28 protein-coding genes and 2 pseudogenes are annotated in these 26,572 nt (G+C 71.3%); 16 read left to right on the top strand and 14 right to left on the bottom strand.

The window, feature by feature from the left end:
- Positions 1-84: 84 nt before the first annotated feature.
- Complete coding sequence (locus ACFVX4_RS31675; protein WP_389983809.1) at positions 85-231, bottom strand: hypothetical protein; 147 nt, start codon at positions 229-231, stop codon at positions 85-87.
- Between the two features lie 298 nt (positions 232-529).
- On the opposite strand from ACFVX4_RS31675, the gene ACFVX4_RS31670 reads away from it, so the two are divergent.
- On the top strand, positions 530-652 hold the full coding sequence (locus ACFVX4_RS31670; protein WP_389983807.1) for a hypothetical protein: 123 nt from the start codon (positions 530-532) through the stop codon (positions 650-652).
- A gap of 57 nt (positions 653-709) precedes the next feature.
- Positions 710-1,058: pseudogene (locus tag ACFVX4_RS31665) on the top strand (transposase); the annotation flags it as partial.
- A gap of 315 nt (positions 1,059-1,373) precedes the next feature.
- Here the strand turns inward: ACFVX4_RS31665 and ACFVX4_RS31660 are convergent.
- Positions 1,374-3,128, bottom strand: coding sequence for an acetyl/propionyl/methylcrotonyl-CoA carboxylase subunit alpha (locus ACFVX4_RS31660; protein ID WP_389983804.1), 1,755 nt, complete (start codon positions 3,126-3,128; stop codon positions 1,374-1,376).
- A 411-nt stretch (positions 3,129-3,539) separates the two neighbouring features.
- Between ACFVX4_RS31660 and ACFVX4_RS31655 the strand changes: the two genes are divergently transcribed.
- The gene (locus tag ACFVX4_RS31655; RefSeq protein WP_389983801.1) at positions 3,540-3,989 is read left to right on the top strand and encodes a hypothetical protein; all 450 of its coding nucleotides are present in this window, start codon (positions 3,540-3,542) and stop codon (positions 3,987-3,989) included.
- Between the two features lie 33 nt (positions 3,990-4,022).
- Here ACFVX4_RS31655 and ACFVX4_RS31650 read toward each other — a convergent pair whose 3' ends face one another.
- From ACFVX4_RS31650 to ACFVX4_RS31635, 4 genes are all read right to left on the bottom strand, one after another.
- Positions 4,023-4,634, bottom strand: a complete 612-nt coding sequence (locus tag ACFVX4_RS31650) for a nucleoside triphosphate pyrophosphatase (RefSeq protein WP_266415110.1) — start codon at positions 4,632-4,634, stop codon at positions 4,023-4,025.
- A gap of 31 nt (positions 4,635-4,665) precedes the next feature.
- Positions 4,666-4,794: a morphogenic membrane protein MmpB gene (mmpB, locus tag ACFVX4_RS31645; protein WP_389983798.1), complete on the bottom strand. Its 129-nt coding sequence runs from the start codon at positions 4,792-4,794 to the stop codon at positions 4,666-4,668.
- A gap of 154 nt (positions 4,795-4,948) precedes the next feature.
- The gene (locus ACFVX4_RS31640; protein ID WP_389983795.1) at positions 4,949-5,173 is read right to left on the bottom strand and encodes an acyl-CoA carboxylase epsilon subunit; all 225 of its coding nucleotides are present in this window, start codon (positions 5,171-5,173) and stop codon (positions 4,949-4,951) included.
- Positions 5,174-5,187: 14 nt separating this feature from the next.
- Positions 5,188-6,780, bottom strand: coding sequence for an acyl-CoA carboxylase subunit beta (locus ACFVX4_RS31635; RefSeq protein WP_385334969.1), 1,593 nt, complete (start codon positions 6,778-6,780; stop codon positions 5,188-5,190).
- A gap of 134 nt (positions 6,781-6,914) precedes the next feature.
- Here ACFVX4_RS31635 and ACFVX4_RS31630 point away from each other — a divergent pair, with 134 nt between their 5' ends.
- From ACFVX4_RS31630 to hutH, 5 genes are all read left to right on the top strand, one after another.
- On the top strand, positions 6,915-7,781 hold the full coding sequence (locus ACFVX4_RS31630; protein WP_389983792.1) for a biotin--[acetyl-CoA-carboxylase] ligase: 867 nt from the start codon (positions 6,915-6,917) through the stop codon (positions 7,779-7,781).
- A gap of 407 nt (positions 7,782-8,188) precedes the next feature.
- Positions 8,189-9,361, top strand: a complete 1,173-nt coding sequence (locus ACFVX4_RS31625; protein WP_389983789.1) for an adenylate/guanylate cyclase domain-containing protein — start codon at positions 8,189-8,191, stop codon at positions 9,359-9,361.
- A 123-nt stretch (positions 9,362-9,484) separates the two neighbouring features.
- The gene (locus ACFVX4_RS31620) at positions 9,485-10,297 is read left to right on the top strand and encodes an enoyl-CoA hydratase/isomerase family protein (RefSeq protein ID WP_389983786.1); all 813 of its coding nucleotides are present in this window, start codon (positions 9,485-9,487) and stop codon (positions 10,295-10,297) included.
- Between the two features lie 95 nt (positions 10,298-10,392).
- Entirely contained in the window at positions 10,393-11,562 is a 1,170-nt protein-coding gene (locus ACFVX4_RS31615) for a diguanylate cyclase domain-containing protein (protein WP_389983783.1), read from the top strand.
- Positions 11,563-11,639: 77 nt separating this feature from the next.
- Entirely contained in the window at positions 11,640-13,190 is a 1,551-nt protein-coding gene (gene hutH, locus ACFVX4_RS31610) for a histidine ammonia-lyase (RefSeq protein ID WP_389983780.1), read from the top strand.
- Between the two features lie 37 nt (positions 13,191-13,227).
- Here hutH and ACFVX4_RS31605 read toward each other — a convergent pair whose 3' ends face one another.
- The gene (locus tag ACFVX4_RS31605; protein ID WP_389983777.1) at positions 13,228-13,515 is read right to left on the bottom strand and encodes a hypothetical protein; all 288 of its coding nucleotides are present in this window, start codon (positions 13,513-13,515) and stop codon (positions 13,228-13,230) included.
- A gap of 108 nt (positions 13,516-13,623) precedes the next feature.
- Here ACFVX4_RS31605 and ACFVX4_RS31600 point away from each other — a divergent pair, with 108 nt between their 5' ends.
- From ACFVX4_RS31600 to ACFVX4_RS31590, 3 genes and pseudogenes are all read left to right on the top strand, one after another.
- The gene (locus ACFVX4_RS31600; RefSeq protein ID WP_389983775.1) at positions 13,624-14,007 is read left to right on the top strand and encodes a hypothetical protein; all 384 of its coding nucleotides are present in this window, start codon (positions 13,624-13,626) and stop codon (positions 14,005-14,007) included.
- A 278-nt stretch (positions 14,008-14,285) separates the two neighbouring features.
- Positions 14,286-15,551 carry an Ig-like domain-containing protein gene (locus ACFVX4_RS31595; RefSeq protein WP_389983772.1) on the top strand — a complete coding sequence of 422 codons (1,266 nt, stop codon included), beginning with the start codon at positions 14,286-14,288 and terminating at the stop codon, positions 15,549-15,551.
- Positions 15,552-15,655: 104 nt separating this feature from the next.
- Positions 15,656-16,108 (top strand): annotated as a pseudogene (locus ACFVX4_RS31590) (ABC transporter ATP-binding protein); the annotation flags it as partial.
- Positions 16,109-16,207: 99 nt separating this feature from the next.
- Here ACFVX4_RS31590 and ACFVX4_RS31585 read toward each other — a convergent pair.
- Positions 16,208-16,804 (bottom strand): RDD family protein, encoded by a 597-nt coding sequence (locus ACFVX4_RS31585; protein WP_389983769.1) that lies wholly within the window; start codon positions 16,802-16,804, stop codon positions 16,208-16,210.
- 84 nt (positions 16,805-16,888) lie between these two features.
- On the opposite strand from ACFVX4_RS31585, the gene ACFVX4_RS31580 reads away from it, so the two are divergent.
- Positions 16,889-17,401 (top strand): hypothetical protein, encoded by a 513-nt coding sequence (locus ACFVX4_RS31580; RefSeq protein WP_389983766.1) that lies wholly within the window; start codon positions 16,889-16,891, stop codon positions 17,399-17,401.
- Between the two features lie 37 nt (positions 17,402-17,438).
- On the opposite strand, the gene ACFVX4_RS31575 is transcribed toward ACFVX4_RS31580, so the two are convergent.
- Positions 17,439-19,127, bottom strand: a complete 1,689-nt coding sequence (locus tag ACFVX4_RS31575) for a hypothetical protein (protein WP_389983763.1) — start codon at positions 19,125-19,127, stop codon at positions 17,439-17,441.
- Positions 19,128-19,296: 169 nt separating this feature from the next.
- Between ACFVX4_RS31575 and ACFVX4_RS31570 the strand changes: the two genes are divergently transcribed.
- Positions 19,297-19,467 carry a hypothetical protein gene (locus tag ACFVX4_RS31570; RefSeq protein ID WP_389983760.1) on the top strand — a complete coding sequence of 57 codons (171 nt, stop codon included), beginning with the start codon at positions 19,297-19,299 and terminating at the stop codon, positions 19,465-19,467.
- 207 nt (positions 19,468-19,674) lie between these two features.
- Positions 19,675-21,054: an NADP-specific glutamate dehydrogenase gene (gene gdhA, locus ACFVX4_RS31565; protein WP_389983757.1), complete on the top strand. Its 1,380-nt coding sequence runs from the start codon at positions 19,675-19,677 to the stop codon at positions 21,052-21,054.
- Positions 21,055-21,114: 60 nt separating this feature from the next.
- Here the strand turns inward: gdhA and ACFVX4_RS31560 are convergent, their stop codons facing one another.
- Positions 21,115-21,510 carry a YrdB family protein gene (locus tag ACFVX4_RS31560; RefSeq protein WP_389983754.1) on the bottom strand — a complete coding sequence of 132 codons (396 nt, stop codon included), beginning with the start codon at positions 21,508-21,510 and terminating at the stop codon, positions 21,115-21,117.
- Between the two features lie 99 nt (positions 21,511-21,609).
- On the opposite strand from ACFVX4_RS31560, the gene ACFVX4_RS31555 reads away from it, so the two are divergent.
- The gene (locus ACFVX4_RS31555) at positions 21,610-21,774 is read left to right on the top strand and encodes a hypothetical protein (RefSeq protein WP_389983751.1); all 165 of its coding nucleotides are present in this window, start codon (positions 21,610-21,612) and stop codon (positions 21,772-21,774) included.
- Between the two features lie 143 nt (positions 21,775-21,917).
- On the opposite strand, the gene ACFVX4_RS31550 is transcribed toward ACFVX4_RS31555, so the two are convergent.
- The 4 genes from ACFVX4_RS31550 to ACFVX4_RS31535 form a co-directional block, all read right to left on the bottom strand.
- Entirely contained in the window at positions 21,918-22,355 is a 438-nt protein-coding gene (locus tag ACFVX4_RS31550) for a peptidase inhibitor family I36 protein (RefSeq protein ID WP_389983748.1), read from the bottom strand.
- A 230-nt stretch (positions 22,356-22,585) separates the two neighbouring features.
- Positions 22,586-23,368 (bottom strand): integrase, encoded by a 783-nt coding sequence (locus ACFVX4_RS31545; protein WP_389983745.1) that lies wholly within the window; start codon positions 23,366-23,368, stop codon positions 22,586-22,588.
- 130 nt (positions 23,369-23,498) lie between these two features.
- Entirely contained in the window at positions 23,499-24,164 is a 666-nt protein-coding gene (msrA, locus tag ACFVX4_RS31540; protein WP_389983742.1) for a peptide-methionine (S)-S-oxide reductase MsrA, read from the bottom strand.
- Positions 24,165-24,245: 81 nt separating this feature from the next.
- Complete coding sequence (locus ACFVX4_RS31535; protein ID WP_385335007.1) at positions 24,246-25,349, bottom strand: hypothetical protein; 1,104 nt, start codon at positions 25,347-25,349, stop codon at positions 24,246-24,248.
- Between the two features lie 68 nt (positions 25,350-25,417).
- On the opposite strand from ACFVX4_RS31535, the gene ACFVX4_RS31530 reads away from it, so the two are divergent.
- Complete coding sequence (locus ACFVX4_RS31530; protein WP_072484072.1) at positions 25,418-26,563, top strand: cystathionine gamma-synthase; 1,146 nt, start codon at positions 25,418-25,420, stop codon at positions 26,561-26,563.
- The last annotated feature ends 9 nt before the right edge of the window (positions 26,564-26,572 follow it).

Below are 26,572 nucleotides of genomic sequence, written 5' to 3'. Positions count from 1 at the left end.
ACAGGACACGACCTGGCCTGGCCCATCCTGTCCGCCGTCTCGCCCCCCGGGCGCAGCCGCCCGTCGGCCGACGGTTTGGTCTGGCTAGGGGAGGGGGCAGGTGAGCGGCAGGATGCGTTCGGTCAGCCGTCCGGTGAGGTGGGTGTCGGTGACGGCGGCTTCGGTGAGCCAGTCCGCTGCGGTCAGCTGGTCGACCAGGTGCTGTAGTTCGCCGGGACCCGCTGGGCACAAGGCGGCGAGGGAATTCAGGACGACGCCCGTCCCGCCGGGGCCGAGCCGTCCCGATGCGCTGGTCCGGGTGGCCAGGGTCAGGGCGAGCAGCCGGGTACCACCGCGACTCGCTGGACGTCCTCGGGATGGTCACCGCTGTGGCTCACCCTCCGGCCGGCACTGACGACATGGAGGCGTGGTCCGCCGGCTACAACCGTGCCCGGATCCACCAGCCACTCAATGAACTGCTGCGCAGTGAAGGGTGAGCGCCAGAGCATGGGTTCGGCTCTGGGGCGGCCTGCTGGCGTCGCCTGAAACAATGCCAGCAGCGCCAGCGTCTTCGACCAGCTGCACCGCGGCCAACGTCGCGGCCGCCGACGACTACGCCCGGCTCACCCCGCGTCAGCGCTCGGCACGCCGGGTGGCGCGCATGCTGCAGTGATCTTCGATCGAGCGACAGGTCCGGCGCCCGATGGGTTTGCTCGAGCGGGTACTGGAGCACGTTCCGGTGCCCCGGACCGGAGTTGGCCGGCCTCGCACCCGGCCCGACCATGTCCTGGCGGACAAGGCCTACACGTCCCGGACGAACCGCCGCTACCTGCGACGACGCGGAATCAGGCACACCATCCCCGAACGTCTCGACCAGCAGAGACATCGAAAGAACCGTGGTTCCCGAGGCGGGCGGCCCACCGGGTTCGACAGCGAGCGCTACAAGAAGCGCAACACCGTCGAGCACCATCAACCGCCTCAAGGGCTTCCGCGCCGTCGCGACCCGCTACGAGAAACGCGCCTACATCTACCTCGGCACCGTCACACTCGCAGCCCTCACCATCTGGCTCCGCACATGATCCGAGAAACAGTGCCCAGTACGGGACGAGGTCGTAGCCGGCGGTGTGGGACTTGTTGAATGCGTGGCCGGAGAGCGGGCGGCCCCGGACCTGCGAGGTCGGGCGGCCGGGCGGTACGGGGCGGTCGGCCGCCCGGACGCCGACTCCACTCCGAGCTTGGCCGGCGGTGGGGGGGCGCCAGGGGGGGGGGCAGGGGAGCCGCCCCCCCCCCCCCCCCTAAAACCCCCCGCCGACCCGCCCCCCACCCCCCCCTCTCCCCCCCTCTCCCCCCCCTCCTCCCCCCTTGGCCCCGGTGGAACGACGGGTGCCGCTCGATCAGTCCTTGATCTCGCAGATGACGGCGCCGGAGGAGACCGAGCTGCCGACCTCGGCGGCGAGGCCCTTGACGGTGCCGGAGCGGTGCGCGTTCAGCGGCTGTTCCATCTTCATGGCTTCGAGGACGACGATGAGGTCGCCTTCCTGGACCTGCTGGCCTTCTTCGACGGCGATCTTGACGATGGTGCCCTGCATCGGGGAGGCCAGGGTGTCGCCGGAGACCGCGGAGCCGGACTTCTTGGCCGCGCGGCGTTTGGGCTTGGCGCCTGCGGCGAGTCCGGTGCGGGCCAGGGACATGCCGAGGGAGGAGGGGAGGGAGACCTCCAGGCGCTTGCCGCCGACCTCGACGACGACGGTCTCGCGGCCGGCTTCTTCCTCGGCCTCCGTGTCGGCGGTGGCGGTGAAGGGCTTGATGTCGTTGACGAACTCGGTCTCGATCCAGCGGGTGTGGACCTGGAACGGTTCGCTGGTGAAGGCCGGGTCGACGACGACCGCGCGGTGGAAGGGAATGGCGGTGGCCATGCCCTCGACGTTGAACTCGGCCAGCGCACGGGCGGCGCGCTGGAGTGCCTGCTGCCGGGTCGCGCCGGTCACGACCAGCTTCGCCAGCAGCGAGTCCCAGGCGGGGCCGATGACGGAGCCGGACTCGACGCCCGCGTCGAGACGGACGCCGGGGCCGGTCGGCGGGGCGAAGAGGGTGACGGTGCCCGGGGCGGGCAGGAAGCCGCGGCCCGGGTCCTCGCCGTTGATCCGGAACTCGAAGGAGTGGCCGCGCACGGCCGGGTCGCCGTAGCCCAGCTCCTCGCCGTCGGCGATGCGGAACATCTCGCGTACGAGGTCGAGGCCGGTGACCTCCTCGGTCACCGGGTGCTCGACCTGCAGGCGGGTGTTGACCTCCAGGAACGAGATCGTGCCGTCCGTGCCGACGAGGAACTCCACCGTGCCGGCACCGACGTAGCCGGCCTCCTTGAGGATGGCCTTGGACGCCGCGTACAGCTCCGCGTTCTGCGCGTCGCTCAGGAACGGGGCCGGGGCCTCCTCGACCAGCTTCTGGTGGCGGCGCTGGAGCGAGCAGTCACGGGTGGAGACCACGACCACGTTGCCGTGGCTGTCGGCCAGGCACTGCGTCTCGACGTGGCGCGGCCGGTCGAGGTAGCGCTCCACGAAGCACTCGCCCCGGCCGAACGCCGCGACGGCCTCACGGACCGCGGAGTCGTACAGCTCCGGGATCTCCTCCAGCGTGCGCGCCACCTTCAGCCCGCGACCGCCGCCACCGAAGGCGGCCTTGATCGCGATCGGCAGCCCGTGCTCCTCGGCGAAGGCGACGACCTCCCCGGAACCCGAGACCGGGTCGGGCGTGCCGGCCACCAGCGGGGCCCCGGCACGCTGCGCGATATGCCTCGCCGCGACCTTGTCGCCCAGGTCCCGGATCGCCTGCGGCGGCGGCCCGATCCACGTCAGCCCCGCATCGAGCACGGCCTGCGCGAACTCGGCGTTCTCCGACAGGAACCCGTACCCGGGGTGGATCGCGTCGGCCCCGGAGTCCTTGGCCGCCTGGAGCACCTTGGCCATGTCCAGATAGCTGGCCGCCGGGGTGTCACCGCCCAGAGCGAATGCCTCGTCGGCCGCACGCACATGCAGAGCATCCCGGTCCGGGTCCGCGTAGACGGCCACGCTCCCGATCCCGGCATCCCGGCACGCCCGAGCAACACGGACAGCAATTTCGCCACGGTTGGCGATGAGCACCTTGCGCACGATGGCTCCCTCCTTGAAACAAGCTGAGTTTAGGGACTACCGACACGGCCCTACGACCCGTCCCCAATGGTGAGCTTGCCCACACGGAGTGTGATTCGAGGCTTGCTCAAGTCGCGAAATCCCTTGTGGCACCACGGTACGCCGGGTTTCATAACCGCACAGTAGCCACGAGGTGTGGTCCAGGTCTCTGTTCGTACGAGCTGTGACTCCCCGCGTTTCTTTGTCGAGTCCCCACTAATGGGCGAACGATTCTTTGCGCGACGCACGAGGGCCGCGACAAGGGGGGGCGCGCGGAGTGTGCGCCCGCGCGCGCCACGAGCGCGGGGCGGAAGCGGAGATCGCCGGACCCTTGTCCGGAGGATTACCGGTTAGTAGGGTCCGCGCTATCGCACGTACTGCAGGTAACAGGGGGTGAGCACCGTGGTGCGCAGACCGGTGGCGTTCGTGGCCGCGATCGTGCTGTTCGTGGAAGCCGTGGGCATCATGCTCATCAACGGCATCCTGGCGACGGTCGTGAAGAACCAGGACATGTCACTGGCCGGGATGGACCCCGCCGTCATGTCCAACGGCACCTGGGCGATGGGCGGCGCCTTCGGCCTCTACCTGCTGCTGTGCGGGCTGCTCCTGCTGCTCGCCGGCATCCGCGACCGGGCCCCCGGCCGTATCGCCCGCATCGTCCTGATCGTCTGCGCGGTGGTGCACGGGGTGCTGGGCGCGCTGACGGTCGGGCTGGTCGGCTGGACCGCGTTCGGGTGTCTGATGGTGGTGCTCGGGCTGATAGTGCTGACGCTGGTGGCGTACGGCACCCGGTCCGACGAGCCCGCCGACGACGCCGGGGCGAGCGCTCCGGCGCCGGTCTGATCCGGGGCGTCCGCCCGGACCAGGGGCGTCCGCTCAGACCCAGAGCTCGGTGACGGAGATCCCCAGTTCGCCCAGCAACCGGCGCAGCAGCGGCAGCGAGAGCCCGATGACGTTGCCGTGGTCGCCCTCGATGGAGTCGACGAACGGCGCCGAGCGGCCGTCCAGGGTGAAGGCGCCCGCGACATGGAGCGGCTCGCCGGTGGCCACGTAGGCGGCTATCTCGGCGTCCGTCGGTTCGCCGAAGCGGACGGTCGTGGAGGCGGTCGCCGACGCGGTACGTCCGGTAGCGGTGTCGATCACGCTGTGGCCCGTCTGCAGCACACCGGCCCGGCCGCGCATGGACTTCCAGCGGGCGATGGCCTCCTCGCCGTCGGCCGGCTTGCCGAGCGCCTCGCCGTCGAGTTCGAGCACCGAGTCGCAGCCGATCACCAGGGCACCCGCGGCCTCCGCCCGGCCGGCCACCGCCGCGGCCTTGGCCTCGGCGAGCACGAGCGCCAGCTCGGCCGGTGTCGGGGCGCTCAGCGCGTCCTCGTCCACCCCGCTGACGATCACCTCGGGCGCGAAGCCGGCCTGCCTCAGCAGACCGAGACGGGCGGGCGAGGCGGAGGCGAGCACGAGACGGCGCTGATCAGTCATACGCGCCATCGTAGAAGAGGCGGACCGGCCCAGGACCCGCTCAGCGCATCCCGAGAACGAACATCGCGACCACCATCGCGAGCCCGAGCACCAGCCCCGCGCGGCGCATCATGTCCTGGGCGTCGCGCAGTTCCTTCGGCGGCTTGTTCTCGGGGTCGGACCACAGCATGGAAACGATCCTGCTGCCGTGACGGACGGCGCGCCTGAGTACAGGTACTCAGCCGCCGTGGTGCGTACGGACCAGTTCGCTCCGGATGCACCGGAGGCCCGGACCCGAAAGGGCCCGGACCTCCGGAAACGTGCGGGAAGGGACACTCCCGCGACTACCCGGGCCAGTACGTCCGGGCCCAGGCCCGCGGCCCCGGCAGATGACGCGTGCGCCGGGCGATGCGTCCCGGGTCGGACCACTCGCCGGGCAGCGCCGGCCCGCCGGCCGGCGTACCGGACGACTCGTCGGACGTCGTCGTCGCCGCGGCGCGCGCCCGCACCACCGCCAGCGCGGCGGCCAGCTCCTCAGGGGTCGGGTTGCCCCGTACGACCTTGATCATGGCCAGGACCCTTTCTAGAGGGGGATGTTGCCGTGCTTCTTCGGGGGCAGCGACTCCCGCTTGGTACGCAGCTGGCGCAGCCCCTTCACGATGTGGGCGCGGGTGTCGGACGGCATGATCACCGCGTCGACGTAACCGCGTTCGGCCGCCACGTAGGGGTTGAGCAGCGTGTCCTCGTAGTCGGCGATCAGCTCGGCGCGGGTGGCGTCTGCCTCGTCGGGGTCCGTGACGGCGGCGATCGTACGGCGGTGCAGGATGTTCACCGCACCCTGCGCGCCCATCACCGCGATCTGCGCGGTCGGCCAGGCGAGGTTGATGTCGGCGCCCAGGTGCTTGGAGCCCATGACGTCGTACGCGCCGCCGAACGCCTTGCGCGTGATCACGGTGATCAGCGGGACGGTCGCCTCGGCGTAGGCGTAGATCAGCTTGGCGCCGCGGCGGATGATGCCGCCGTACTCCTGGTCGACGCCGGGCAGGAAGCCGGGGACGTCGACGAAGGTCAGCACGGGCACGTTGAAGGCGTCGCAGGTACGGACGAAGCGCGCGGCCTTCTCGCTCGCGTTGATGTCCAGGCAGCCCGCGAACTGCATCGGCTGGTTGGCGACGATGCCGACCGGGTAACCCTCGACGCGCCCGAAGCCGGTGATGATGTTCGGCGCGAACAGGGCCTGGGTCTCCAGGAACTCGCCGTCGTCCAGCACGTGTTCGATGGCGGTGTGCATGTCGTACGGCTGGTTGGCCGAGTCCGGGATGAGGGTGTCGAGCTCGCGGTCCTCGTCCGTGGTGGCGAGCTCCGCCACCTCGGGGAAGGCGGGCGCCTCGGACAGGTTGTTCGAAGGGAGGTACGACAGCAGCGACTTGACGTACTCGATGGCGTCCTTCTCGTCGCCCGCCATGTGGTGCGCCACACCGGAGGTGGTGTTGTGGGTGCGGGCGCCGCCGAGCTCCTCGAAGCCGACGTCCTCGCCGGTGACCGTCTTGATGACGTCGGGGCCGGTGATGAACATGTGCGAGGTCTGGTCGACCATGACCGTGAAGTCGGTGATCGCGGGGGAGTAGACCGCGCCGCCCGCGCACGGTCCGACGATCAGCGAGATCTGCGGCACGACACCCGAGGCGTGCACATTGCGGCGGAAGATCTCCGCGAACAGACCGAGCGCGGCCACGCCTTCCTGGATCCGGGCGCCACCGCCGTCGTTGATGCCGATGACCGGGCAGCCGGTCTTCAGCGCGAAGTCCATCACCTTGACGATTTTCTCACCGTAGACCTCGCCGAGCGAGCCGCCGAAGATGGTGAAGTCCTGCGAATAGACGCAGACGGGGCGGCCGTCGACCGTGCCGTAGCCGGTGACGACGCCGTCCCCGTACGGGCGGTTCTTCTCGATGCCGAAGTTGGTGGAGCGGTGCCGGGCGAATTCGTCGAGCTCCACGAAGGAACCCTCGTCGAGCAGCAGATCGACCCGTTCGCGCGCGGTCAACTTGCCCTTGGCGTGCTGCTTCTCGACCGCGCGCGCGGAGCCCGCGTGCGTCGCCTCGTCGATTCGGCGCTGCAGGTCCGCGATCTTGCCCGCGGTGGTGTGGATGTCGGTCTCTTCCGGCTCGGACATCGGGTGGCGGCTCCCTGCCTGGTCACGGGGGACGACTGTGCTGCTGATCAGGTGCTGAACACCTACTGATCCGTAGGGTATCGGCGCGGATACGGTTCGGCAGTGCGTCGTTTGCCACACCTAGTCTGGCTTGCATGACACCTTCGGATGCGCCACAGAGCCGTTGGTCGGACCTGGACCGGCCGCCCCTGAACGTCCCCGCGCTGCGCCGCGGACTGCTGCGGCCGGGCGGGCTGTGGACCTCGCTCGACGTCGTGGAGACCATCGGCTCCACCAACTCCGATCTTGCCCGGCGCGCGGCGGCCGGGCTCGACGAAGGCACCGTGCTGGTCGCCGAGGAGCAGACCGCGGGCCGCGGTCGTCTCGATCGCACCTGGACGGCTCCGGCCCGTTCGGGCCTGTTCTTCTCCGTCTACCTGACGCCGGGCGACGTCCCCGTCGAGCGGTGGGGCTGGCTGCCGCTGCTCACCGGTGTCGCCGCGGCGACCGGCCTGGCGAAAGCCGCGGGCGTCGACACGGCCCTGAAGTGGCCCAATGACCTCCTGGTCACGGTGGAGGGCGTGGAGCGCAAGGCCGGCGGCATCCTGGCCGAGCGCGCCGGGAACGGCGTCGTCGTCGGCATGGGCCTCAACGTCTCCCTGCGCGCCGATGAACTGCCCGCACCCACGGCTGGCTCACTGGCCCTGGCCGGGGCCGTCTCCACCGACCGCGAGACGCTGCTGCGGGGCGTACTGCGCTCGCTGGAGCACTGGTACGGCCAGTGGCGCGCGGCGGACGGCGACGCGGCGGCGAGCGGCCTCCAGGAGGCGTACGCGGCGGGCTGCGCGACGCTCGGCCGGACGGTACGGGCCCAGCTGCCCGGCGACCGCACGGTCATCGGTGAGGCCGTGGCGATCGACAGCGACGGCCGCCTGATCCTGTCCACCGACGACGGCCTCCAGGAACCGGTATCGGCCGGCGACATCGTCCACCTGCGGGGCGCGGGCGGTGGCCTGGTCTGAGAGGCTGTCGGCGGTGGGCCGTCGCGACGTGCGCAGGTTCGCCGGGCCCGCGCGGAGGGACTTGCGTGGCGTCTGCCGTCGGCTTGGTGGTGCCTGCCCCGCCGAGCCTCCCGGCCCACCCGAACACGTACCCGGGGCATGGATCCGTGCCCTCCTGGAAACCACCCACCGGCTGTCACCACCCACGCCCCTGGCTCACCCAGGAACATTCCGGGAAGCCATAGGGGCATGGATCCGTGCCCTCCTGGAAACCACCCACCGGCTGTCACCACCCACGCCCCCCGGCCCACCCAGGAACATTCCCGGACGCCATAGGGGCGTGAGCCACGGCACACCTGCCGTATCGTTGAGGCGATCCACCGACAGATCGGCAGGGCAGTGCGCAGGGAACGGGCAGGAGGCGGCTGGTGACCGTCGACGACACGACCTCCGGTGCGGGCACACAGCCCCCGTCGGAACCCTCGGTCCACGCGACACCGCATCACGAAGTCGACCATACGGCGGAACCGACCGACGACCCCCTCGCGATCCGGCTGGAACAGCTGATCCTGGGCGCCGACCGTCGCTACACGCCGTTCCAGGCGGCCCGTACCGCCGGTGTCTCGATGGATCTGGCCTCCCGGTTCTGGCGGGCCATGGGCTTCGCCGACATCGGGCAGGCCAAGGCGCTCACCGAGGCCGATGTGCTGGCGCTGCGCCGGCTCGCCGGTCTCGTCGAGGCGGGGCTGCTCAGCGAACCGATGGCGATCCAGGTGGCCCGGTCCACCGGGCAGACCACCGCCCGGCTGGCGGAGTGGCAGATCGATTCGTTCCTGGAGGGGCTGACCGAGCCGCCCGAGCCCGGAATGACCCGTACCGAGGTCACGTACCCGCTGGTCGAGCTGCTTCTCCCGGAGCTCCAGGAGTTCCTGGTCTACGTGTGGCGGCGCCAGCTGGCCGCCGCCACCGGGCGGGTCGTGCAGGCCGCCGACGACGAGGAGATGGTCGACCGCCGCCTGGCCGTCGGCTTCGCCGACCTCGTCGGGTTCACCCGGCTGACCCGGCGGCTGGAGGAGGAGGAGCTCGGCGAGCTGGTCGAGGCCTTCGAGACCACCTCGGCCGACCTGGTCGCCGCCCACGGCGGCCGTCTCATCAAGACCCTCGGCGACGAGGTCCTCTTCGCCGCCGACGACGCGGGCACCGCGGCTGAGATCGCGCTGCGCCTGATCGAGGCGATGAACCAGGACGAGATCATGCCGGCGCTGCGCGTGGGCATCGCGTTCGGCACGGTCACCACCCGGATGGGCGATGTCTTCGGTACGACCGTGAACCTCGCCAGCCGGCTGACGTCGATAGCGCCGAAGGACGCCGTGCTGGTGGACGGCGCCTTCGCGGAGGAGCTGACCCGTACCGGCGACGCCCCGGCCTCCGAGGCGCAGGCGGCGGAGGAGGCCGCGATGGCGGAGAAGGAGCGCCAGGAAGGCGTGGAGTCGGCCGCCGTGCCCAAGTACCGCTACGGGCTGCAGCCGATGTGGCAGCGCCCGGTGCGCGGACTCGGCGTGGTGGAGCCCTGGCTGCTGGCGCGCCGCGGCACCTCCTGAACCCGGCCCTCCCGCAATCCCGGATTCCGCCCCCTCGTCCGGGACCGGACTCGCCCGGGACCGCTGTCCGGGCCGCCCCATAGGATCCCTCCGGTAACGATCGTTAACCGGAGGGGTGCAGTCATGACCGTCACGTCCGAGCAGCGGTTCGGGGAATTCGTCGTCGTACGGGTCCACGAGGGGCAGGAACACGTTGCCGAGCTGGTCCTCGACCGGCCCAAGGCGATGAACGCCGTGTCCACCGACATGGCTCGTTCGATCGCCGCCGCGTGCGCCGCGCTCGCCGCCGACCCCGGCGTACGCGTCACCGTCCTCACCTCCAGCCATGAGCGGGCCTTCTGCGTGGGCGCGGACCTGAAGGAGCGGAACTCCTTCACCGACGCCGATCTGCTGCGCCAGCGCCCCACCGCCCGGTCCGCGTACACCGGCGTGCTCGAACTGCCGATGCCGACGATCGCCGCCGTGCACGGGTTCGCACTCGGCGGCGGATTCGAGCTGGCGCTGTCCTGCGACCTGATCGTCGCCGACCGCACGGCCGTGGTCGGCCTGCCCGAGGTGTCGGTCGGCGTCATCCCGGGCGGCGGCGGTACGCAGTTGCTGCCGCGGCGGATCGGTGCGGCGCGCGCCGCCGAGCTGGTCTTCACGGCCCGGCGGGTGGAGGCGGCCGAGGCGCTCGACAGCGGACTGGTCGACGAACTGGTGGAGGCCGGGCAGGACCGGACGGCCGCGCTGGCGCTCGCCGGCCGGATCGCTGCCAACTCACCGGTGGGGCTGCGGGCCGCCAAGCGGGCGCTGCGGCTCGGCCACGGCCTCGATCTCCGGGCCGGTCTCGAAGTCGAGGACGCCGCCTGGCGGTCGGTGGCCTTCTCCGGCGACCGGGCCGAGGGCGTGGCCGCGTTCAACGAGAAGAGGAAGCCGAACTGGCCCGGCGAGTGACGCGGTGCGACATTCCGTAACTGAATAGACACGAAGCGAACGCGGCTCACGCCCCAAACTGATCAAATCACCACAAACCTACATAAGCTGTAGTGATGGGTGGTGATGATGCACGGCTGCGGGCCGTGGTTTCGCTTGCGCAGGCGATGGCGGCGGCACACACCCCGCGGGGGTCGTGGCGAGCGGCTGCGCTGGGGGCGTGCGAGGCGCTGGGCGGCAGCTTCGCCGCGCTCTCCGTGTGGGAGCGCGGGTGCGGGCAGCTGCGCGTGCTGGTGAACGCGGGTGAACGGGCCGAAGGGGAGGAGGAGTTCCCCGAGGCGGAGGCGTATCCGGTGCACCAGTTCCCGGAGATCGCCGAGTTCCTGCATGAACGGTGGGCCGGGGGCGGCGAACCGGACGCCTGGGTCGAGACCGCCGACGACTCGGCGGGTGTGATGCCGGGCGGGGACGCGGGGCTGCGGGAGTACGGGAGCGGGTACGGCCGGGAGCGGGTGGCCGCCCTGCGCCGGCGTGGGCGCGGCTGCTGTGTGGTCGCGCCGATCGTGCTGCACGGGCGGGCCTGGGGCGAGCTGTACGTGGCCCGCCCGGTGGGGGCGCCGGTGTTCGGGCGGGCGGACGCGGACTTCGCGACCGTGCTGGCCGCGGTCGTCGCCGCCGGGATCTCCCAGGCCGAACGGCTCGAAGAGGTCCGCAAGCTCGCCTTCACCGATCCGCTCACCGGCCTGGCCAACCGCCGTGCCGTCGATGTGCGGCTGGACGAGGCGGTGGAGCGGCACCGGGCGGACGGGGCGGTGGTCAGTCTGGTCGTCTGCGATCTCAACGGTCTGAAGCAGGTCAACGACACCCATGGCCATGCGGTCGGCGACCGGCTGCTGGAACGTTTCGGCTCGGTGCTGTCCCGTTGCGGCGCCATGCTGCCCGGCGCGCTCGCCGCCCGGCTCGGCGGTGATGAGTTCTGTCTGCTCACGGTGGGCCCGGAGGTGGACGACGTGGTCCGGGTGGCGACCGAACTCTGCGAACGGGCAGCCGAGTTGGAGCAGGGGGACGGGGTGGCGTGCGGGATCGCGTCGACCGGTGATCCGATCGGCCCGGTGGTGTCGGCGCGGCGGCTGTTCCGGCTGGCGGACGCGGCCCAGTACCGGGCGAAGGCGGCCCGTTCGGTCAAACCGGTGGTGGCGGGGCGCGACAGCGAGGTGCTCCGGCTGGCCGACTCGCCGCCCAAGCCCGCGCACGACCGCCGCCATCTGCGGGGCAGCCGTCCCTGAACGCCGCGCCGATCGGTAAGGGGTCAACCGCGCGACCACTAGTGACATGAAGGGATTCAGTCCGTACGCTTCTGAATATGGATATGCATACAGTCGTGGTGGGGACGTCCGGTACCACCGCTCAGGACGTCATCGCCGTGGCCCGCGGCAACGCCCGTGTCGAGCTCTCCGCAGCCGCCGTCGACGCGCTCGCCGCCGCCCGCACGATCGTGGACGCGCTGGCCGCCAAGCCCGAGCCGGTCTACGGCGTCTCCACCGGATTCGGGGCGCTGGCCAGCCGGCACATCAGTCAGGATCTCCGCGCACAGCTCCAGCGCAACATCGTCCGCTCGCACGCCGCCGGCATGGGGCCGCGCGTCGAGCGCGAGGTCGTCCGCGCGCTGATGTTCCTGCGGCTGAAGACGGTCGCCTCCGGGCACACCGGCGTACGCCCCGAGGTCGCGCAGACCATGGCCGACGTCCTCAACGCGGGCATCACGCCCGTCGTCCACGAGTACGGCTCGCTCGGCTGCTCCGGCGACCTGGCCCCGCTCTCCCACTGCGCCCTGGCGCTGATGGGCGAGGGTGACGCGGAGGGCCCCGACGGCGCCGTGCGCCCCGCCGGTGAGCTGCTCGCCGCCCACGGCATCACCCCGGTCGAGCTGCGCGAGAAGGAGGGCCTCGCCCTCCTCAACGGCACCGACGGCATGCTCGGCATGCTCGTGATGGCCCTGGCCGACCTGAAGAACCTCTACACGTCCGCCGACATCACCGCCGCCCTCTCCCTGGAGGCGCTGCTCGGCACGGACAAGGTGCTCACCCCTGAGCTGCACGCCATCCGCCCGCACCCGGGCCAGGGCGTCAGCGCCGACAACATGCTGCGGGTCCTCGCGGGATCGGGCCTCACCGGCCACCATCAGGACGACGCGCCCCGTGTGCAGGACGCCTACTCGGTGCGCTGCGCGCCCCAGGTCAACGGCGCGGGACGCGACACCCTCGACTACGCCGGGATCGTCGCGGGCCGCGAACTGGCCTCCGCCGTCGACAACCCCGTCGTCCTGCCCGACGGCCGGGTCGAGTCCAACGGGAACTTCCACGGCGCCCCCGTCGCGTACGTACTCGACTTCCTGGCGATCGTCGCGGCCGACCTCGGCTCCATCACCGAGCGCCGCACCGACCGGCTGCTGGACAAGAACCGTTCGCACGGGCTGCCGCCGTTCCTCGCCGACGACGCCGGGGTGGACTCGGGCCTGATGATCGCCCAGTACACCCAGGCCGCTCTGGTCAGCGAGATGAAGCGGCTCGCGGTCCCGGCCTCGGCCGACTCGATCCCGTCCTCCGCGATGCAGGAGGACCACGTCTCCATGGGCTGGTCGGCGGCGCGCAAGCTCCGTACCGCCGTGGACAACCTCGCCCGGATCGTCGCCGTCGAGCTCTACGCGGCGACCCGCGCCATCGAACTGCGCGCCGCCCAGGGCCTCACCCCCGCGCCCGCCTCGCAGGCCGCCATCGAGGCGCTGCGCGCGGCAGGGGTCCAGGGACCGGGGCCGGACCGCTTCCTGTCGCCGGACCTGGCCGCGGCGGACGCGTTCGTGCGCGCGGGGAAGCTGGTCGCGGCGGTCGAACCGGTGACCGGCCCGCTGGCCTAGGGTCCGGGCGCGTGTCAGGCGGAGAAAGCGTCGCTTTCTAGGCGGACAGGGCGTGGGCGCGGCGTGCCGAGTGGGAGACGAACGCCGCGCCGATGCCCAGGAACGCGACGCCGCCGATCAGATACGGGGTGGTGTCGATCCCGGTCCCGGTGTCGGCCAGCCTCGGACCGGCCGCGGAGTCCCCGGCGGTGGCGGCCGGACCGCTTTGTGCGCCCGGTGCGCCGGCCGGTTCGTCCGTCGCGTTGGCGGACGGGACGAACCACAGGGCGGCCAGCAACGTGGCCGCGGCGGTGGCGGTCAGGAGCGGGCGACGAGCGACGACCACGGAATCGATCCCCCTTGTCACAGCCGTGAGTTAGGCGTGTGCGCCGATGCTAGTGAAAGCAGCGGGTCGCGGGAAAGCCGGGGGCGCGGGGAGCTTACGCTCCGGCACATGAGCACATCTGAGACATCACGCTTTGTTCGGCTTCGGGTCGAAATGGTGCTGGAGATCACGGACTCCGCGGCCCTCAGCGGCACCGCACTGGAGTCGATCGCCGTCGAGTACGGGGAACCGGGCGGCGAGTCCGCCGAGGAACGCATGCTCGCCGAGGACGCCGTACGGGAGGACGGTGCGGAGGCCCTCGCCTCCCTCGTCGACCCGTTCGACCTGGTCAGCGAGGTGCCCGGGGTCGAGCTCACCCAGGCGTCCTGGAGCAGCGAGATCGTCGACTACGACCCGGACGACCCGGACGCCTGGGACCTCGACGACGAGGACGGCGAGGAGGACGAGGAGGACGACGAAGAGGGCGGTGGCGGCGTCCCGCACAATGGATGAGGACGACGACGGTCACGTCGCCGTGAGCGGCGGGACCAGCAGCTGGTGAACACCGGCCCCGGACCGCTTCGCACGCGGACCGGGGCCGTGTCGTTCGCCGGTCGTCCTTACGCGATCGGCGTCGGGAACCACCGCAGCCGCGGACGCGTCGATGAGTGTTGTTCCCCACATCTTTCGTGGATGGGGAACGGAGGACCCTTTCCATGGGTTCTAGGACCATTGACGGGTTTCGCCGGGCGACGGCGGCTCTGCTCGGGGTTTTTGGGGATTCGGCAACGATGGAGAAGCGTGTGATGACGGACAGCAAGCGGCGCAGGGGCCTGATGGCCGCGTCCGCACTGCTCGGCGGCGTTCTGGTGCTCACTGCCTGCAACGACGGCGGGGACAAGAGCGGCGCCGACGGCTCGAAGAAGTCGCAGGCGGCCGAGGTCGACAAGGCGGCGGCCCAGGACGCCTCGGAAGCGCAGATAGCGATCTCGCCGAAGAACGGCGCGGCCAACGCGAGCATCAACAACGACGCCAAGGTCACCGTCGCCAAGGGCACGCTGTCCCAGGTCACCATGACCACGTCGGCCGGAGCCACCGTCAAGGGCACGCTCTCCGCCGACGGCAAGAGCTGGAAGCCGGACGTCCAGCTGGAGCGCTCGACCACGTACAAGATCGCCGCGACGGCGAAGGACTCCAAGGGCCGCGAGGCGCACGAGAACTCCTCCTTCACCACCGTCTCGCCCGCCAACAGCTTCATCGGGAACTTCACCCCCGAGGACGGCTCCACGGTCGGCGTCGGCATGCCGGTCTCGATCAACTTCAACAAGGCGATCACGGACAAGAAGGCCGTCCAGGCCGGTATCACCGTGACGTCCAGCAGCGGTCAGCAGGTCGTCGGCCACTGGTTCAACTCGCAGCGTCTCGACCTGCGCCCCGAGAACTACTGGCAGGGCGGCTCCACCGTCACGCTGAAGCTGTCGCTGGACGGCGTCGAGGGCGCGGACGGCGTCTTCGGCGTGCAGCAGAAGACGGTCACCTTCAAGGTCGGCCGCAACCAGGTCTCGACGGTCGACGCCAACACGAAGATGATGACCGTCACCCAGGACGGCAAGACGATCAAGACCATCCCGATCTCCTCCGGCTCCTCCGCCAACCCCACGTACAACGGGCAGATGGTGATCTCCGAGAAGTTCAAGGAGACCCGGATGAACGGTGCGACGGTCGGCTTCACCGACGACGACGGCAAGGGCGAGTACGACATCAAGGACGTGCCGCACGCCATGCGGCTGTCCACCTCGGGCACCTTCATCCACGGCAACTACTGGGGCGCGCGGTCGATCTTCGGCAGCGCCAACACCAGCCACGGCTGCGTCGGCCTCGCCGATGTGAAGGGCGCGAGCGACGCAAACCAGCCCGCCGCCTGGTTCTACAACAACTCCATGGTCGGCGACGTGGTCATCGTCAAGAACTCCCCGGACCGGACCATCACCCCCGACAACGGCCTCAACGGCTGGAACATGAGCTGGGCGGAGTGGACGGCGGGCTCCCAGGCCTGACCCGACCCCACGCGTCGTCCCCGGCGCGAGCCGCTGGTCGTGGCCCTGGGCGACGACCGGCCCCCGAATCCCGTACGGAGGCGGCGGCACCCGGATCCCCTCGGATCCGCGGTGCCGCCGCCTCCGGCGTTCGTAAGACCATCGAGGACGGCGGCCGGCCGGTCATCCAGGGCCCCGCCGGCGGCGGCAAGTCCACCCTGCTCCAGATGCTCGGCGGTCTGGACCGACCCACGGGCGGCAGCATCGAACTCGACGGCGTCGACCTCGCGAAGCTCAGCGAGGCCAAGCTCACCGGGGTGCGCGCCCAGAACATCGGCTTCGTCTTCCAGAGCTTCAACCGCATCCCGACGCTCACCGCCCAGGAGAACGTCGGGACCGCGCTCGTGCCGCTCGGCGGTCGGGCGGCCGAGCGCCGCAGGAGGGCCGCGGTGGCGCTGGACTCCGTCGGACTCGGTGAGCGGCTCGGACATCTGCCCGGCGAGATGTCCGGGGGCCAGCAGCAGCGGGTGGCACCGCGTCTCGCGACCATCCGCAAGGGAAAGGTCACGATCACGGAGAACGCGTCGGCCTGATACGGGACTTGAGGGGCGGGGCGTGGAGGGGTGGGCGGGAGGCCGGCGGTGGGCGGCCGTCGCGGTCGGGTGGCCGGTCAGCGGTCAGTGGCGGGCGTCCGGCGCGGTCCGGTGGGCGGTGAGGTCGCCGCGGCGGACCTGGCGCAGGCCCAGCGGATCGGCGTGCAGCTCGCCGTTCCCGCCGTTCCAGAGCGTGCTGCGGGGCAGGACACCGGGGCCCGACAGGAGTGAGCGCAGCCCGTACCAGGGTTGCAGCGGCAGCCAGCACAGCCCGTACAGCCAGCGCCGCAGCAGCAGCCAGGGCCCCGGGCGCCCGGCGTCGGGCAGTCTGACCACCCGTATCCTCATGATCAGCTTGCCCGCGCCCGCCCCGGTGAACGCGGTGAGCACCACATGGTTGAGGAACGAGAAGGCGAGCGTCGGGCCGAGCAGCAGGCCGACCGCCTCGGTGACCCCGGCCGTGTCCACGTACGGCCGGACCAGTAAGCCGGCGGCCACCAGGCAGAGGTAGCAGTCGAGGCCGACGGCGAGATAGCGGCGCATGTCGCCCGCACGTGGCGGTACGCGCGCCGCGCGCGGTTCGGCGTGGTACCCGGGCGCGGGCGGGAGGGCCGCGCGAGCCGTCGGCAGAGGAGGTCCGGAGAGGTTCCGGGTGCGCCCCTCACCCCGTGGAATTGTCATGACGGCATCATGTCTGATGAGGCGTCACCATGTACCCGGGAACCACACTCACACCGCCGCGCACCCCGCATTAGTCTCGCACCCATGACCGCCGCCATCACCGCCATGATCACTGCAGTAGTCGGAGTGCTCGGCACCCTCCTCGCCCCGGTGTTCGTGCAGCGGCTGTCCGTATCCCAGCGCACCGAGGAGTCCCGACTGGCGGGCGAGCAGCGGAAGTTCGAGGAGCGGCGCACCCAGTACACGGCCATGAACCGGGCCTCCCGGCAGTTCCACACCCTGCTCAAGGACGCCCTGCACCGCATCCGTGACGGCGTCTACACGGAGCAGGAACGCACCCAGCTCGAAGAGGCCCGCCTCGACCACCGTGACCGCTACGCCGAGGCGCAGATGATCGTCCCCGAACGGATACTCCAGGCGTCCCGCGACCTCAACCGCGTGCTTGCCGCCGGTGACGGCACCGTCAAACGCCTCGACCGGGGCCTCGCCCGGGACGGCGAGAGCGTCGAACAGGCCCTGGAGGACCTGAAGGCGGCCGACCCCTTCCTCGACACGATGCGGGAGCTGATGCGCCGGGACCTCGGCGTCGCGGACTGAACCCCGGGGCCGTGCCGGTGAAGTCCCGCCCGCTCCGTCAGCAGGACCCGAACGGCCACAGCCGGTAGTGCGAGTCCAGCCGGTACTCGTCGGCCCGCTCCACCGTCAGCCGCGTCCACTCGCCGTCCTGCCGCAGGCACCCGCCGCCGTCCGCCCGGAGCCACGGCGAGTAGGCGATCCGTACCGTCACCGACCCGGCGGCGGGCATCCGCACCACCAGGGAGGCGTCGTCCCCGCGTACGACGGCACCCGGCGCGGAGACCAGCGGTACGGCCTCGCGCACTCGGTAGATCCGCCACTCCCCGTCCTGCCACACCGGCTCCAGCCAGTCCGCCCCGCGCCGGACGATCGCCGCCTCCGCCTCGGCCGGCCCGTCCGGCCTGCCGTTGTGCAGCACGACGAGGCCCACGCTCCACCGGTCCAGCCAGGCCCGGTACGTCGCCGGGGTCGGCTTCCCCTCGTAGAACAGCCGCCCGCGTTCCACGTCGAGCTGCCGGTTCCAGCCGCGCGCCATGTTCACGTACGGGGCGAGCACCGTCGCCTCGCGGTGATTGCGGGCCGGTACGACCTCCACCCGGGTCCGCTCGGCGCCGAGCCGACGCAGCTCGGCGACCACGCCGTCGGTGTGCTCCGCCCAGGCGGGCACGGCGTCGGAGACCCGCAGATCGTCACCGGTCTTGTTGATCAGCCAGCCCGAGTTGTACACCAGCGTCCCGGCGAGCACCACGGCCTGCACCCGCACCAGCGCGCCGCCCCGCGCCCACCTCGGCAGGACGGTCAGCAGCGCCGCCAGCAGCACGGGCGGGCCGGCCAGCCCCACCAGCCGCTCCACGTTCGTCCCGATGGGCGAGGGGATCAGGAAGGTCAGGACGACGCCGACCGCGTACACCAGGCCCGCGAACCGGACCACCCGCCAGCCGCCCTCGCGCGGCGCCGCGAGCCACAGGGCCGCGCAGGCCACCAACGGCATCCACAGCTTGCTCACCGCCATCGGCTGCTCGCCCGTGAACGGGAACACCACCGTCGTCGCGGCCACCACCACGAACGGCGGCACGACGAGCACGCCCGCCCGCTGCCACTGCCGGGCCGCCCCGTACGCCGCGCCCGTCACCACCAGGAACAGCCCCGCCACCGGACTCGCCGCCGTCGCCAGCGCCGCGCAGCCCGCCGCGCATCCCGCCGTGCGGCCCGTACGACGCCGTACGTACAGCAGCGCGACCAGCCCGATCGCGACGCCCAGCGCGAACGTCGTGCGCCCGGACGCGACATTGCACCAGAGCGTCAGCGAACCCAGCACCGCGACCGCGACCGGCCACCGCACCCCGCTCCGCACACAGAGCCGCCCCAGCGCCCACGACCCACAGAGCCCGGCGGCGACGGTCACCGTCCGCACCCCGAACACCGCCATGAGCGGTGGCGTCAGCAGGCTGTAGTTGGCGGTGTGCATCCCGCCGTACCAGGAGAGGTTGTACGCGGACCCCGGATGCCGGGAGGCGAAGCCGGCCCAGGCGAGCTGCGCCGCCAGATCACCGCCGCCGGTGGCCAGCACCAGCGCCCACAGCAGATACAGCGGCACGACGACGAGCACCGCGACACCCGGCACCCACCACCGCGCCGAGTCCGAGTCCGCTGCCGAGTCCGCTGCCGAGTCCGCTCCGGTGGAGGCCCGCCCGTCCTGCCTGTCGCGTTCCCTGTCGCGCGTCCCGGTGCTCTCGGTGATCCCCACCCGGCAAACCCTAGCGACGCCCTCCGGACCGGACCGCGGCCTTCGCGCACCGGCACCGTGGTGCAGCTGTCTACACCATGGATCCGGGGGACCGGCCCCTCGTGGCGGCCGCCTCCCACCAGCAACATGGAGTCATCACGAGACACCGCCCCGACCACGGAGGAATCCCATGAAAGCACTGCTCTGGTTCGTGTTCTGCGCGGCGATCGCCGCGAACGTCTCGCTCAACTTCCTGGTGGAGGAGAGCGGTCTGCAGATCGCGCTGAGCGTGGCCGCCGGGGTGGTCGCCCTCGCGTCCGGAGCGGGGCTGTGGATGCTGCGCCGCGAGGCGCGAGCGTAGTCCGTGGCCCACTGCGCGGGTCCCGTTGAAGGACTTCCGGAGCGACTGGGACAATCGACATGCCACAACGGTTCTGTACGTCGCTTCCGTGAGCCGCAGAGCGTGCGATGTCTGGGCGACGCCCTCAATGGCGAGGGGGGACCGCCGGCGCCCCCGGGACGGGGGGCGTCTTCGCGCGCATGCCCACCGACGGAAGGTCTTGACCTGATGCAGGCCACCCCTGATTCCGTAACCCCGCACGCCACCGAGAGCCGCGTCATCGAGCCGCTGTACGCCGAGATCCTCCGGCGCAACCAGGGCGAGAAGGAATTCCACCAGGCGGTACGGGAGGTCCTGGAGACCCTCGGCCCGGTCCTCGCGAAGCGGCCGGAGTTCGTGGACGCCCGGATCATCGAGCGCGTCTGCGAGCCGGAGCGCCAGCTCATCTTCCGGGTGCCGTGGTCGGACGACTCCGGCGACATCCACGTGAACCGCGGCTTCCGGGTCGAGTTCAGCAGCTCGCTCGGACCGTACAAGGGCGGGCTGCGCTTCCACCCCTCGGTCAACCTCGGCATCGTGAAGTTCCTCGGCTTCGAGCAGATCTTCAAGAACGCGCTCACCGGCATGCCCATCGGCGGCGGCAAGGGCGGCGCGGACTTCGACCCCAAGGGCCGCTCGGACGCCGAGATCATGCGGTTCTGCCAGTCGTTCATGACCGAACTCCATCGCCACCTCGGCGAGTACACCGACGTCCCCGCCGGTGACATCGGCGTCGGCGGCCGGGAGATCGGCTACCTGTTCGGCCAGTACAAGCGGATCACCAACCGCTACGAGTCCGGCGTGCTCACCGGAAAGGGCCTCGGCTGGGGCGGCGCCCAGGCACGCACCGAGGCGACCGGCTACGGCTGTGTCCTGTTCACCGCCGAGATGCTCCGCAGCCGGGGCGAGTCCCTCGACGGCCAGCGCATCGTCGTCTCGGGCTCGGGCAATGTCGCGATCTACGCGATCGAGAAGGCCCAGCAGCTCGGTGCGACCGTGGTGACCTGCTCCGACTCCAACGGCTACGTCGTGGACGAGAAGGGCATCGACCTCGCCCTCCTCAAGGAGATCAAGGAGGCCGGGCGCGGCCGCGTCTCCGAGTACGCGGAACGCCGCGGCGAGCACGTCAAGTACGTCTCCGGCACCGGCGTCTGGAACGTTCCCTGCGACGTGGCCCTGCCCTGCGCCACCCAGAACGAACTCCACGAGGCCGACGCCCTGGCCCTGGTGCGCCACGGTGTGAAGGCGGTCGCCGAGGGCGCCAACATGCCCACCACCCCCGAGGCCGTACGCGTCCTCCAGGAGGCGGGCGTCGCCTTCGCCCCCGGCAAGGCGGCCAACGCGGGCGGCGTGGCCACCAGCGCCCTGGAGATGCAGCAGAACGCCTCCCGCGACTCCTGGACCTTCGCCCATACCGAGGAGCGCCTCGCGGAGATCATGCGCCACATCCACGACTCCTGCTACACCACCGCGGAGCGCTACGGCAGCCCCGGCAACTACGTGGTCGGCGCCAACATCGCCGGCTTCGAACTCGTCGCGGACGCGATGCTGGCACAGGGCCTGATCTGACCCGACACCCCTGACACCAACCCCGGCCCGGCCGCCTCGCGCGGCCGGGCCTCGGTCGTGTCAGGCAGCCGCCGCGACGCGGCGCCGAAAGGTCTCCGCCAGCCCCGTGTTCACGACCACCACCACCCCGAAGAACACTGCCGCCCCCGGATGCCCCACCGCGTGGACCGCGTACACACCACAGCCGAGCACCACCGCCTTGACCAGCAGAACCCCCACGAGCGGTGGCCGGAAGCGGGCGCGAGGGGCGGCGAACAGGCCCCAGACCACGGCGGCGACCGCGGGCGCCCCGATCCCGAGCAGCAGCCGGGAAGCCACACCGTCCCCGGTGGCGAAACCCCACCAGCCCAGAGCGGCCAGCGCCGCCAACTCGACGACGAACGCCACGACTTCATTGACCATGAACCAGGGCCGCCCGGCCGGGAAGGCGGGAATGCTGTGGTCTTCGCTCGTCATCGGTGGACGGCCCTCTTCGTGCGGCGGTTGATCCCGCCGGAATTGTTTCCGGCGCGAGTGCGGTGGCTCATTTTCCCTGATGCCGGGCCCGTTGATCGCATGAACCCGAGAGACAGGGCGCCTGCCCGCACCTCCGGAGTGGTCGTCGTTCTCGCGGTGACCTTCCTGCTGGCCCTCGTCATCGCCGTGCGCGGCACCGCTCCCGCGCAACGAGCGGCGGTGCTGCGTGCCTTCGCCGAACTCGTATCAACCCGTCGTCGTTGATCGGCGCACGGCGTCGTGGGACGGGGCATTGCGGAGCCTTCACATGGCCGTGGCCGCCCCCTGATCGCAGGAGACGGCCACGGCACCGGGGCTGCGTGTCGATGGGCCGCTCGGGTGCGGCCTCGCCGACGGTTCGGCCGGTGTTACACCCAGCGGACGATGTCGACCGTGTCGTTCGTCTGCGGGGGCTCCTGGAGGGACTGGTGCGGGAACAGCGGGCGGACTGTTTCCTCGTCCGTGTCGATGAGCAGGGCGAGGTGGTTGGTGTTGTTCACCCACGAGGAGACTTCGTCGGCCGCGGTGGGGCCGTTGACGCCGCCGCTCATGGGCAGGTCGCGCAGGTCGACGTGGTGGCCGGCGCCGATGCCGTAGGCCGGGCCTCGATTGTTGTAGTCGCGGTACAGGCACAGGGTGGCGGGCGGGCACGGCTCGCTGTCCTGGAGCTTGACCACGCCGGGCGGCAGGTGGTCGGCAGCGGCGTCGGCAGTGGTGGTGCCGGGGAACAGCACGATGACCACGGCTGCGGCTGCCGAGGCGGCCACGCGGGCCGGACTGCTGGGTCGCTGGAAGCTGGTCGTCATCACTTCTCTCCAAGGGGATGATCGCCTGGCCGTGCCGGGCGTGCAGGGAACGGGTTCGGCCCCCGGGCGTCCTGACACCGGCCCCGGGGTCGACCGGGAGCCGTGGATTCCGCGGTGGGCGGCTCCACTCCTCAGAGAGGAAATTACTCAAAGTATTCATTTTGTAACTAAAGGTGGCCGCGCTGACGCGTCAGTCGTACCCGGCTGGCGGAGAGAAGCGATGCGGGGTGTCAGTTCCCGTCGAGGTCGATACAGTGCGCGATCGTCGCATCGTCCGCCGCCACCGCGTAGCGGGCCTCCGCCTGCCGGACACGACGGATGATTTCGGCGGGGCCGCTCGATGTCAGGAGGGCCATGGCCCCCGGCCAGTCGACGAGCCGGAACCGGTCCACGATGCGGCCGGCTCCGTTGCTGAGCAGGGCGGCACCGGCCAGCTCGGAGACCGGACAGCTTCCGGTGATCGCTTCGTCCGCCGCCTGCGGGTCGTCCTTGGCCACCCAGAAACCGCCCGGCTGGTTCCGGTTGGCCCGTAGCTCCCGGAGGATTCGGTGGTACTCGTCGCTCCCCTCGGTGGCGGCTTCGAGCGCGGACGCGTAGGGGCGGCTGATGATCACTTCCCGGGGATCGGAGACGACGAGCGGCGCACCGTCCGCCCGGTCGAGCACGAGGACCGAGTCACCGAGCACCAGGTACTCGACGAGGCCGTCGGACAGACGCAGGACGGCTACGGCTGCCGACGGGCTGATCGGGGCGGCTACGTCGCAGGTGTCCCGGTGATCGTCCGTCACCTGCTCGATGGCCTCGGCCAGCAGCTCCGAGAGGCTGCGGTCCCGCGCGAGGGACAGGAGACCGAGGAGGCTGCCTCCCAGGCGGTTGGCGTACCAGGCCACGCCGTGCCGGCAGACCGATGCGGTGCCGGGGATGCCGGCACCGTCGATCAGCACCGCCGCCGTGGGCAGGGCGCCGGTGAAGTCCTCGTTCGTGCGGCCGGTCCGCGCCGCAGCGCTCGTCATCGTCACCCGCATGCCCTGGACCCCGCCCTCCCGCCGATCGGGCCGCGCGTCCCGCCCCAGGACCCGTCCGGATCACGGGCGGTCACGCGAAAGGGGTACGCGGCGGGTGTGCGGTTCTTCGTACCAGGCCTCACTCTCCGGCCGGTGCCACCCCGATCGGGCACGAGACCCCCGTGCCGCCGATCCCGCAGTAGCCCGCCGGGTTCTTGTCGAGGTACTGCTGGTGGTACGCCTCGGCCGGCCAGAACGTGCGGCCCTCCGCCGGGAGGATCTCCGTGGTGATCGTGGAGTGGCCGGAGGCCGTGAGGACCTTCTGGTACGCCTCGCGGGAGGCTGCCACGGCGGTCTCCTGCTCGGGGGAGTGGGTGTAGATCGCCGAGCGGTACTGGGTGCCCACGTCGTTGCCCTGGCGGAAGCCCTGGGTCGGGTCGTGGGACTCCCAGAAGAGCTTCAGCAACTCGGCGTACGAGACGGTCTTCGGGTCGAAGACGACGCGGACCGCCTCGGTGTGGCCGGTCAGGCCCGAGCAGACCTCTTCGTACGCGGGGTTCTCGGTGTAGCCGCCCTGGTAGCCGACGAGCGTCGTCCAGACGCCGTCCGTCTGCCAGAACTTGCGCTCGGCGCCCCAGAAACAGCCCAGCGCGAAGTCCGCGACATCCAGACCCTGCGGGTACGGGCCGAGCAGCTGGTTGCCGAGGACCGTGTGGTGGGACGGGACGGTGAATTCGGGGGTGGGGCGGCCCTTCAGGGCCTCCTCCGGGGTGGGGAGCTGAGGGGTGCGGCGTTGCAGGAACATGCGGGGGCTCCTCCTGGGGTGGGTGTGCAGTGCGTACAACGCGGCGGGAGCGCCATGGATTCCGCCCGCCAGGGCCGGGCCCTACCGCGGCAGCGTCGCCGGGCTGCCGCCGTTCGCCTCGTAGCCGGCCACCGCCAGCGCCCGGTAGACCGTGTACTCGGCGGCCGGGTCGGGGTCCTGCGTCCACGGCAGGGCGCCCACGTGGCCGTCGATGTGGACGAGCTGGTTCATCGCCTCCGACCAGCGCTCCATCCGGACGAGGAAGAGGACCAGCAGGTGGCGGACGTGCGCGAGCATCGGGTCGTCGGGGCGGGCCGCGTGCACCGCGAACAGGGCGCCCTCGACCGCCTTGGTCACCACCAGGCCGCGGTAGAAGCCCTGCACCAGATTGACCTCGGGCAGATGCTCGTACACCGCGAAGAGCGGCAGCGCGGCCAGCAGCGAGCCCTGCGGGGCGCGGGCGGCGGCCGCGGTGGCGAAGCGGTCGGCGTCCTCGCGCGAACCGTGCCACTTCTCGCACCAGTAGTGCAGCGCGGCGATGTGCGCGCCCATGTGGGCCGGGGCCCGGTCCATCACCTTCGCCCAGAGCCGGTCGAACTCCTCGTGGGAGTAGCCGAGTCCGCGGGAGACGGCCAGTTCGGTGAGGTACGGAACGGGGTCGCCCGGCGCCAGCAGCGCCGCCTCGCCGCAGACCGTGCGGGCCTCCTCCAGGATGATGCGGAAGTCGTCCGTCCCCGCGGTCGACGAACGCCACGCCTGCTGCACCAGGAACTCGGCGTGCACCGCCGCACCGCCCGCGTCCTTCGGCGCCTCCGCCCGCCACTTGCGCAACCACGCACCACCGACACCGGGCTGCTGCGCCAGCTCCAGCGAGGCGGCGCCGGCGAAGGCCTGCACCCGCTGCCACCGCACCTCGCCCTCCTTGGGCGTACCGGCCAGCAGCTGCGAGGCCGCCCGCCAGTCCTGGGAACGCTGCACGACATCGAGCACATCGAGAAGATCCTGGTCCGGGCCCGGCAGCCGGATGTCCAGTTCCTCCTGGCGCACGAAGCCGTAGGCGTCCGGGTCGGCGGCGTCCGGGGAACCCGGCGCGACCTGGCGGATTCCGCCGCGGCGGCGCAGCACGAAGGGGCCGACGACCGCGGCGAGCATGCACAGGGCGAGCAGGAACCAGAGAATCTCCATGCACCCATTGTCACCGGACGGCCCGGTAGTCCGGTGGGCGCCCTCGCGACGAACTACGCTCGGGCCCCATGAGCGACCAGCACAGCTTTGAGACCCTCGCGATCCACGCGGGAAACACCGCCGATCCCCTCACCGGCGCCGTTGTTCCGCCCATTTACCAGGTGTCCACGTACAAGCAGGACGGTGTGGGCGGACTGCGCGGCGGCTACGAGTACAGCCGCAGCGCCAACCCGACCCGTACCGCACTGGAGGAGAACCTCGCGGCCCTGGAGGGCGGCCGCCGCGGACTCGCCTTCGCCTCCGGCCTCGCCGCCGAGGACTGCCTGCTCCGTACGCTGCTGACCCCCGGCGACCATGTGGTCATCCCGAACGACGCGTACGGCGGCACGTTCCGGCTGTTCGCGAAGGTCGTCTCGCGGTGGGGCGTCGAGTTCTCCGTCGCCGACACCTCGGACGTGGCGGCGGTACGGGCGGCGATCACCCCGCGCACCAAGGCGATCTGGGTGGAGACCCCGTCCAACCCGCTGCTCGGCATCACCGACATCGCCGCGATCGCCGGTGTGGCCCGCGCCGCAGGTGCGCGCCTGGTCGTCGACAACACCTTCGCCAGCCCCTACCTCCAGCAGCCCCTGGCCCTGGGTGCCGATGTGGTGGTGCACTCCACCACGAAGTACATGGGCGGCCACTCGGACGTCGTCGGCGGCGCGCTGATCGTCAACGACCCCGAACTCGCCGAGGAGTTGGCGTACCACCAGAACGCGATGGGCGCGGTCGCCGGACCGTTCGACGCCTGGTTGGTGCTGCGCGGCATCAAGACCCTGGCGGTCCGCATGGACCGGCACAGCGAGAACGCCACCAAGGTCACCGATCTGCTGACCCGGCACCCCAAGGTCACCCAGGTCCTCTACCCGGGGCTGCCCGAGCACCCGGGCCACGAGATCGCCGCCAAGCAGATGAAGGCGTTCGGCGGCATGGTGTCCTTCCGGGTCGAGGGCGGCGAGGAGGCCGCGGTCCAGGTCTGCAACCGGGCGAAGCTGTTCACCCTCGGTGAGTCGCTGGGCGGCGTCGAGTCGCTCGTGGAGCACCCCGGCCGCATGACGCACGCCTCGGCGGCGGGCTCCCCGCTGGAGGTGCCGGCCGACCTCGTGCGCGTCTCCGTCGGCATCGAGAACGCCGACGACCTGCTGGCCGACCTGACGCAGGCGCTCGGCTAGGGTCTTTCG

Origin of the sequence: Streptomyces sp. NPDC058240 (assembly GCF_042882135.1) — a bacterium.
In the GTDB taxonomy this organism is placed as follows: domain Bacteria; phylum Actinomycetota; class Actinomycetes; order Streptomycetales; family Streptomycetaceae; genus Streptomyces.
Note: the sequence above shows the minus strand (reverse complement) of the source record. Positions and strands in the feature narration are given on the sequence as shown.

What these genes read in the sequence shown, in the direction of transcription:
- ACFVX4_RS31670 (WP_389983807.1), top strand. Translation starts at nt 530, where the DNA reads ATGCCAGCAGCGCCAGCGTCTTCGACCAGCTGCACCGCGGCCAACGTC.
- ACFVX4_RS31650 (WP_266415110.1), bottom strand. Translation starts at nt 4,634, where the DNA reads ATGGCGCGTATGACTGATCAGCGCCGTCTCGTGCTCGCCTCCGCCTCG.
- mmpB (WP_389983798.1), bottom strand. Translation starts at nt 4,794, where the DNA reads ATGCTGTGGTCCGACCCCGAGAACAAGCCGCCGAAGGAACTGCGCGAC.
- ACFVX4_RS31640 (WP_389983795.1), bottom strand. Translation starts at nt 5,173, where the DNA reads ATGATCAAGGTCGTACGGGGCAACCCGACCCCTGAGGAGCTGGCCGCC.
- ACFVX4_RS31635 (WP_385334969.1), bottom strand. Translation starts at nt 6,780, where the DNA reads ATGTCCGAGCCGGAAGAGACCGACATCCACACCACCGCGGGCAAGATC.
- ACFVX4_RS31630 (WP_389983792.1), top strand. Translation starts at nt 6,915, where the DNA reads ATGACACCTTCGGATGCGCCACAGAGCCGTTGGTCGGACCTGGACCGG.
- ACFVX4_RS31620 (WP_389983786.1), top strand. Translation starts at nt 9,485, where the DNA reads ATGACCGTCACGTCCGAGCAGCGGTTCGGGGAATTCGTCGTCGTACGG.
- ACFVX4_RS31615 (WP_389983783.1), top strand. Translation starts at nt 10,393, where the DNA reads ATGGGTGGTGATGATGCACGGCTGCGGGCCGTGGTTTCGCTTGCGCAG.
- hutH (WP_389983780.1), top strand. Translation starts at nt 11,640, where the DNA reads ATGGATATGCATACAGTCGTGGTGGGGACGTCCGGTACCACCGCTCAG.
- ACFVX4_RS31600 (WP_389983775.1), top strand. Translation starts at nt 13,624, where the DNA reads ATGAGCACATCTGAGACATCACGCTTTGTTCGGCTTCGGGTCGAAATG.
- ACFVX4_RS31595 (WP_389983772.1), top strand. Translation starts at nt 14,286, where the DNA reads ATGGAGAAGCGTGTGATGACGGACAGCAAGCGGCGCAGGGGCCTGATG.
- ACFVX4_RS31585 (WP_389983769.1), bottom strand. Translation starts at nt 16,804, where the DNA reads ATGACAATTCCACGGGGTGAGGGGCGCACCCGGAACCTCTCCGGACCT.
- ACFVX4_RS31580 (WP_389983766.1), top strand. Translation starts at nt 16,889, where the DNA reads ATGACCGCCGCCATCACCGCCATGATCACTGCAGTAGTCGGAGTGCTC.
- ACFVX4_RS31570 (WP_389983760.1), top strand. Translation starts at nt 19,297, where the DNA reads ATGAAAGCACTGCTCTGGTTCGTGTTCTGCGCGGCGATCGCCGCGAAC.
- gdhA (WP_389983757.1), top strand. Translation starts at nt 19,675, where the DNA reads ATGCAGGCCACCCCTGATTCCGTAACCCCGCACGCCACCGAGAGCCGC.
- ACFVX4_RS31560 (WP_389983754.1), bottom strand. Translation starts at nt 21,510, where the DNA reads ATGACGAGCGAAGACCACAGCATTCCCGCCTTCCCGGCCGGGCGGCCC.
- ACFVX4_RS31555 (WP_389983751.1), top strand. Translation starts at nt 21,610, where the DNA reads ATGAACCCGAGAGACAGGGCGCCTGCCCGCACCTCCGGAGTGGTCGTC.
- ACFVX4_RS31550 (WP_389983748.1), bottom strand. Translation starts at nt 22,355, where the DNA reads ATGACGACCAGCTTCCAGCGACCCAGCAGTCCGGCCCGCGTGGCCGCC.
- ACFVX4_RS31545 (WP_389983745.1), bottom strand. Translation starts at nt 23,368, where the DNA reads ATGACGAGCGCTGCGGCGCGGACCGGCCGCACGAACGAGGACTTCACC.
- msrA (WP_389983742.1), bottom strand. Translation starts at nt 24,164, where the DNA reads ATGTTCCTGCAACGCCGCACCCCTCAGCTCCCCACCCCGGAGGAGGCC.
- ACFVX4_RS31535 (WP_385335007.1), bottom strand. Translation starts at nt 25,349, where the DNA reads ATGGAGATTCTCTGGTTCCTGCTCGCCCTGTGCATGCTCGCCGCGGTC.
- ACFVX4_RS31530 (WP_072484072.1), top strand. Translation starts at nt 25,418, where the DNA reads ATGAGCGACCAGCACAGCTTTGAGACCCTCGCGATCCACGCGGGAAAC.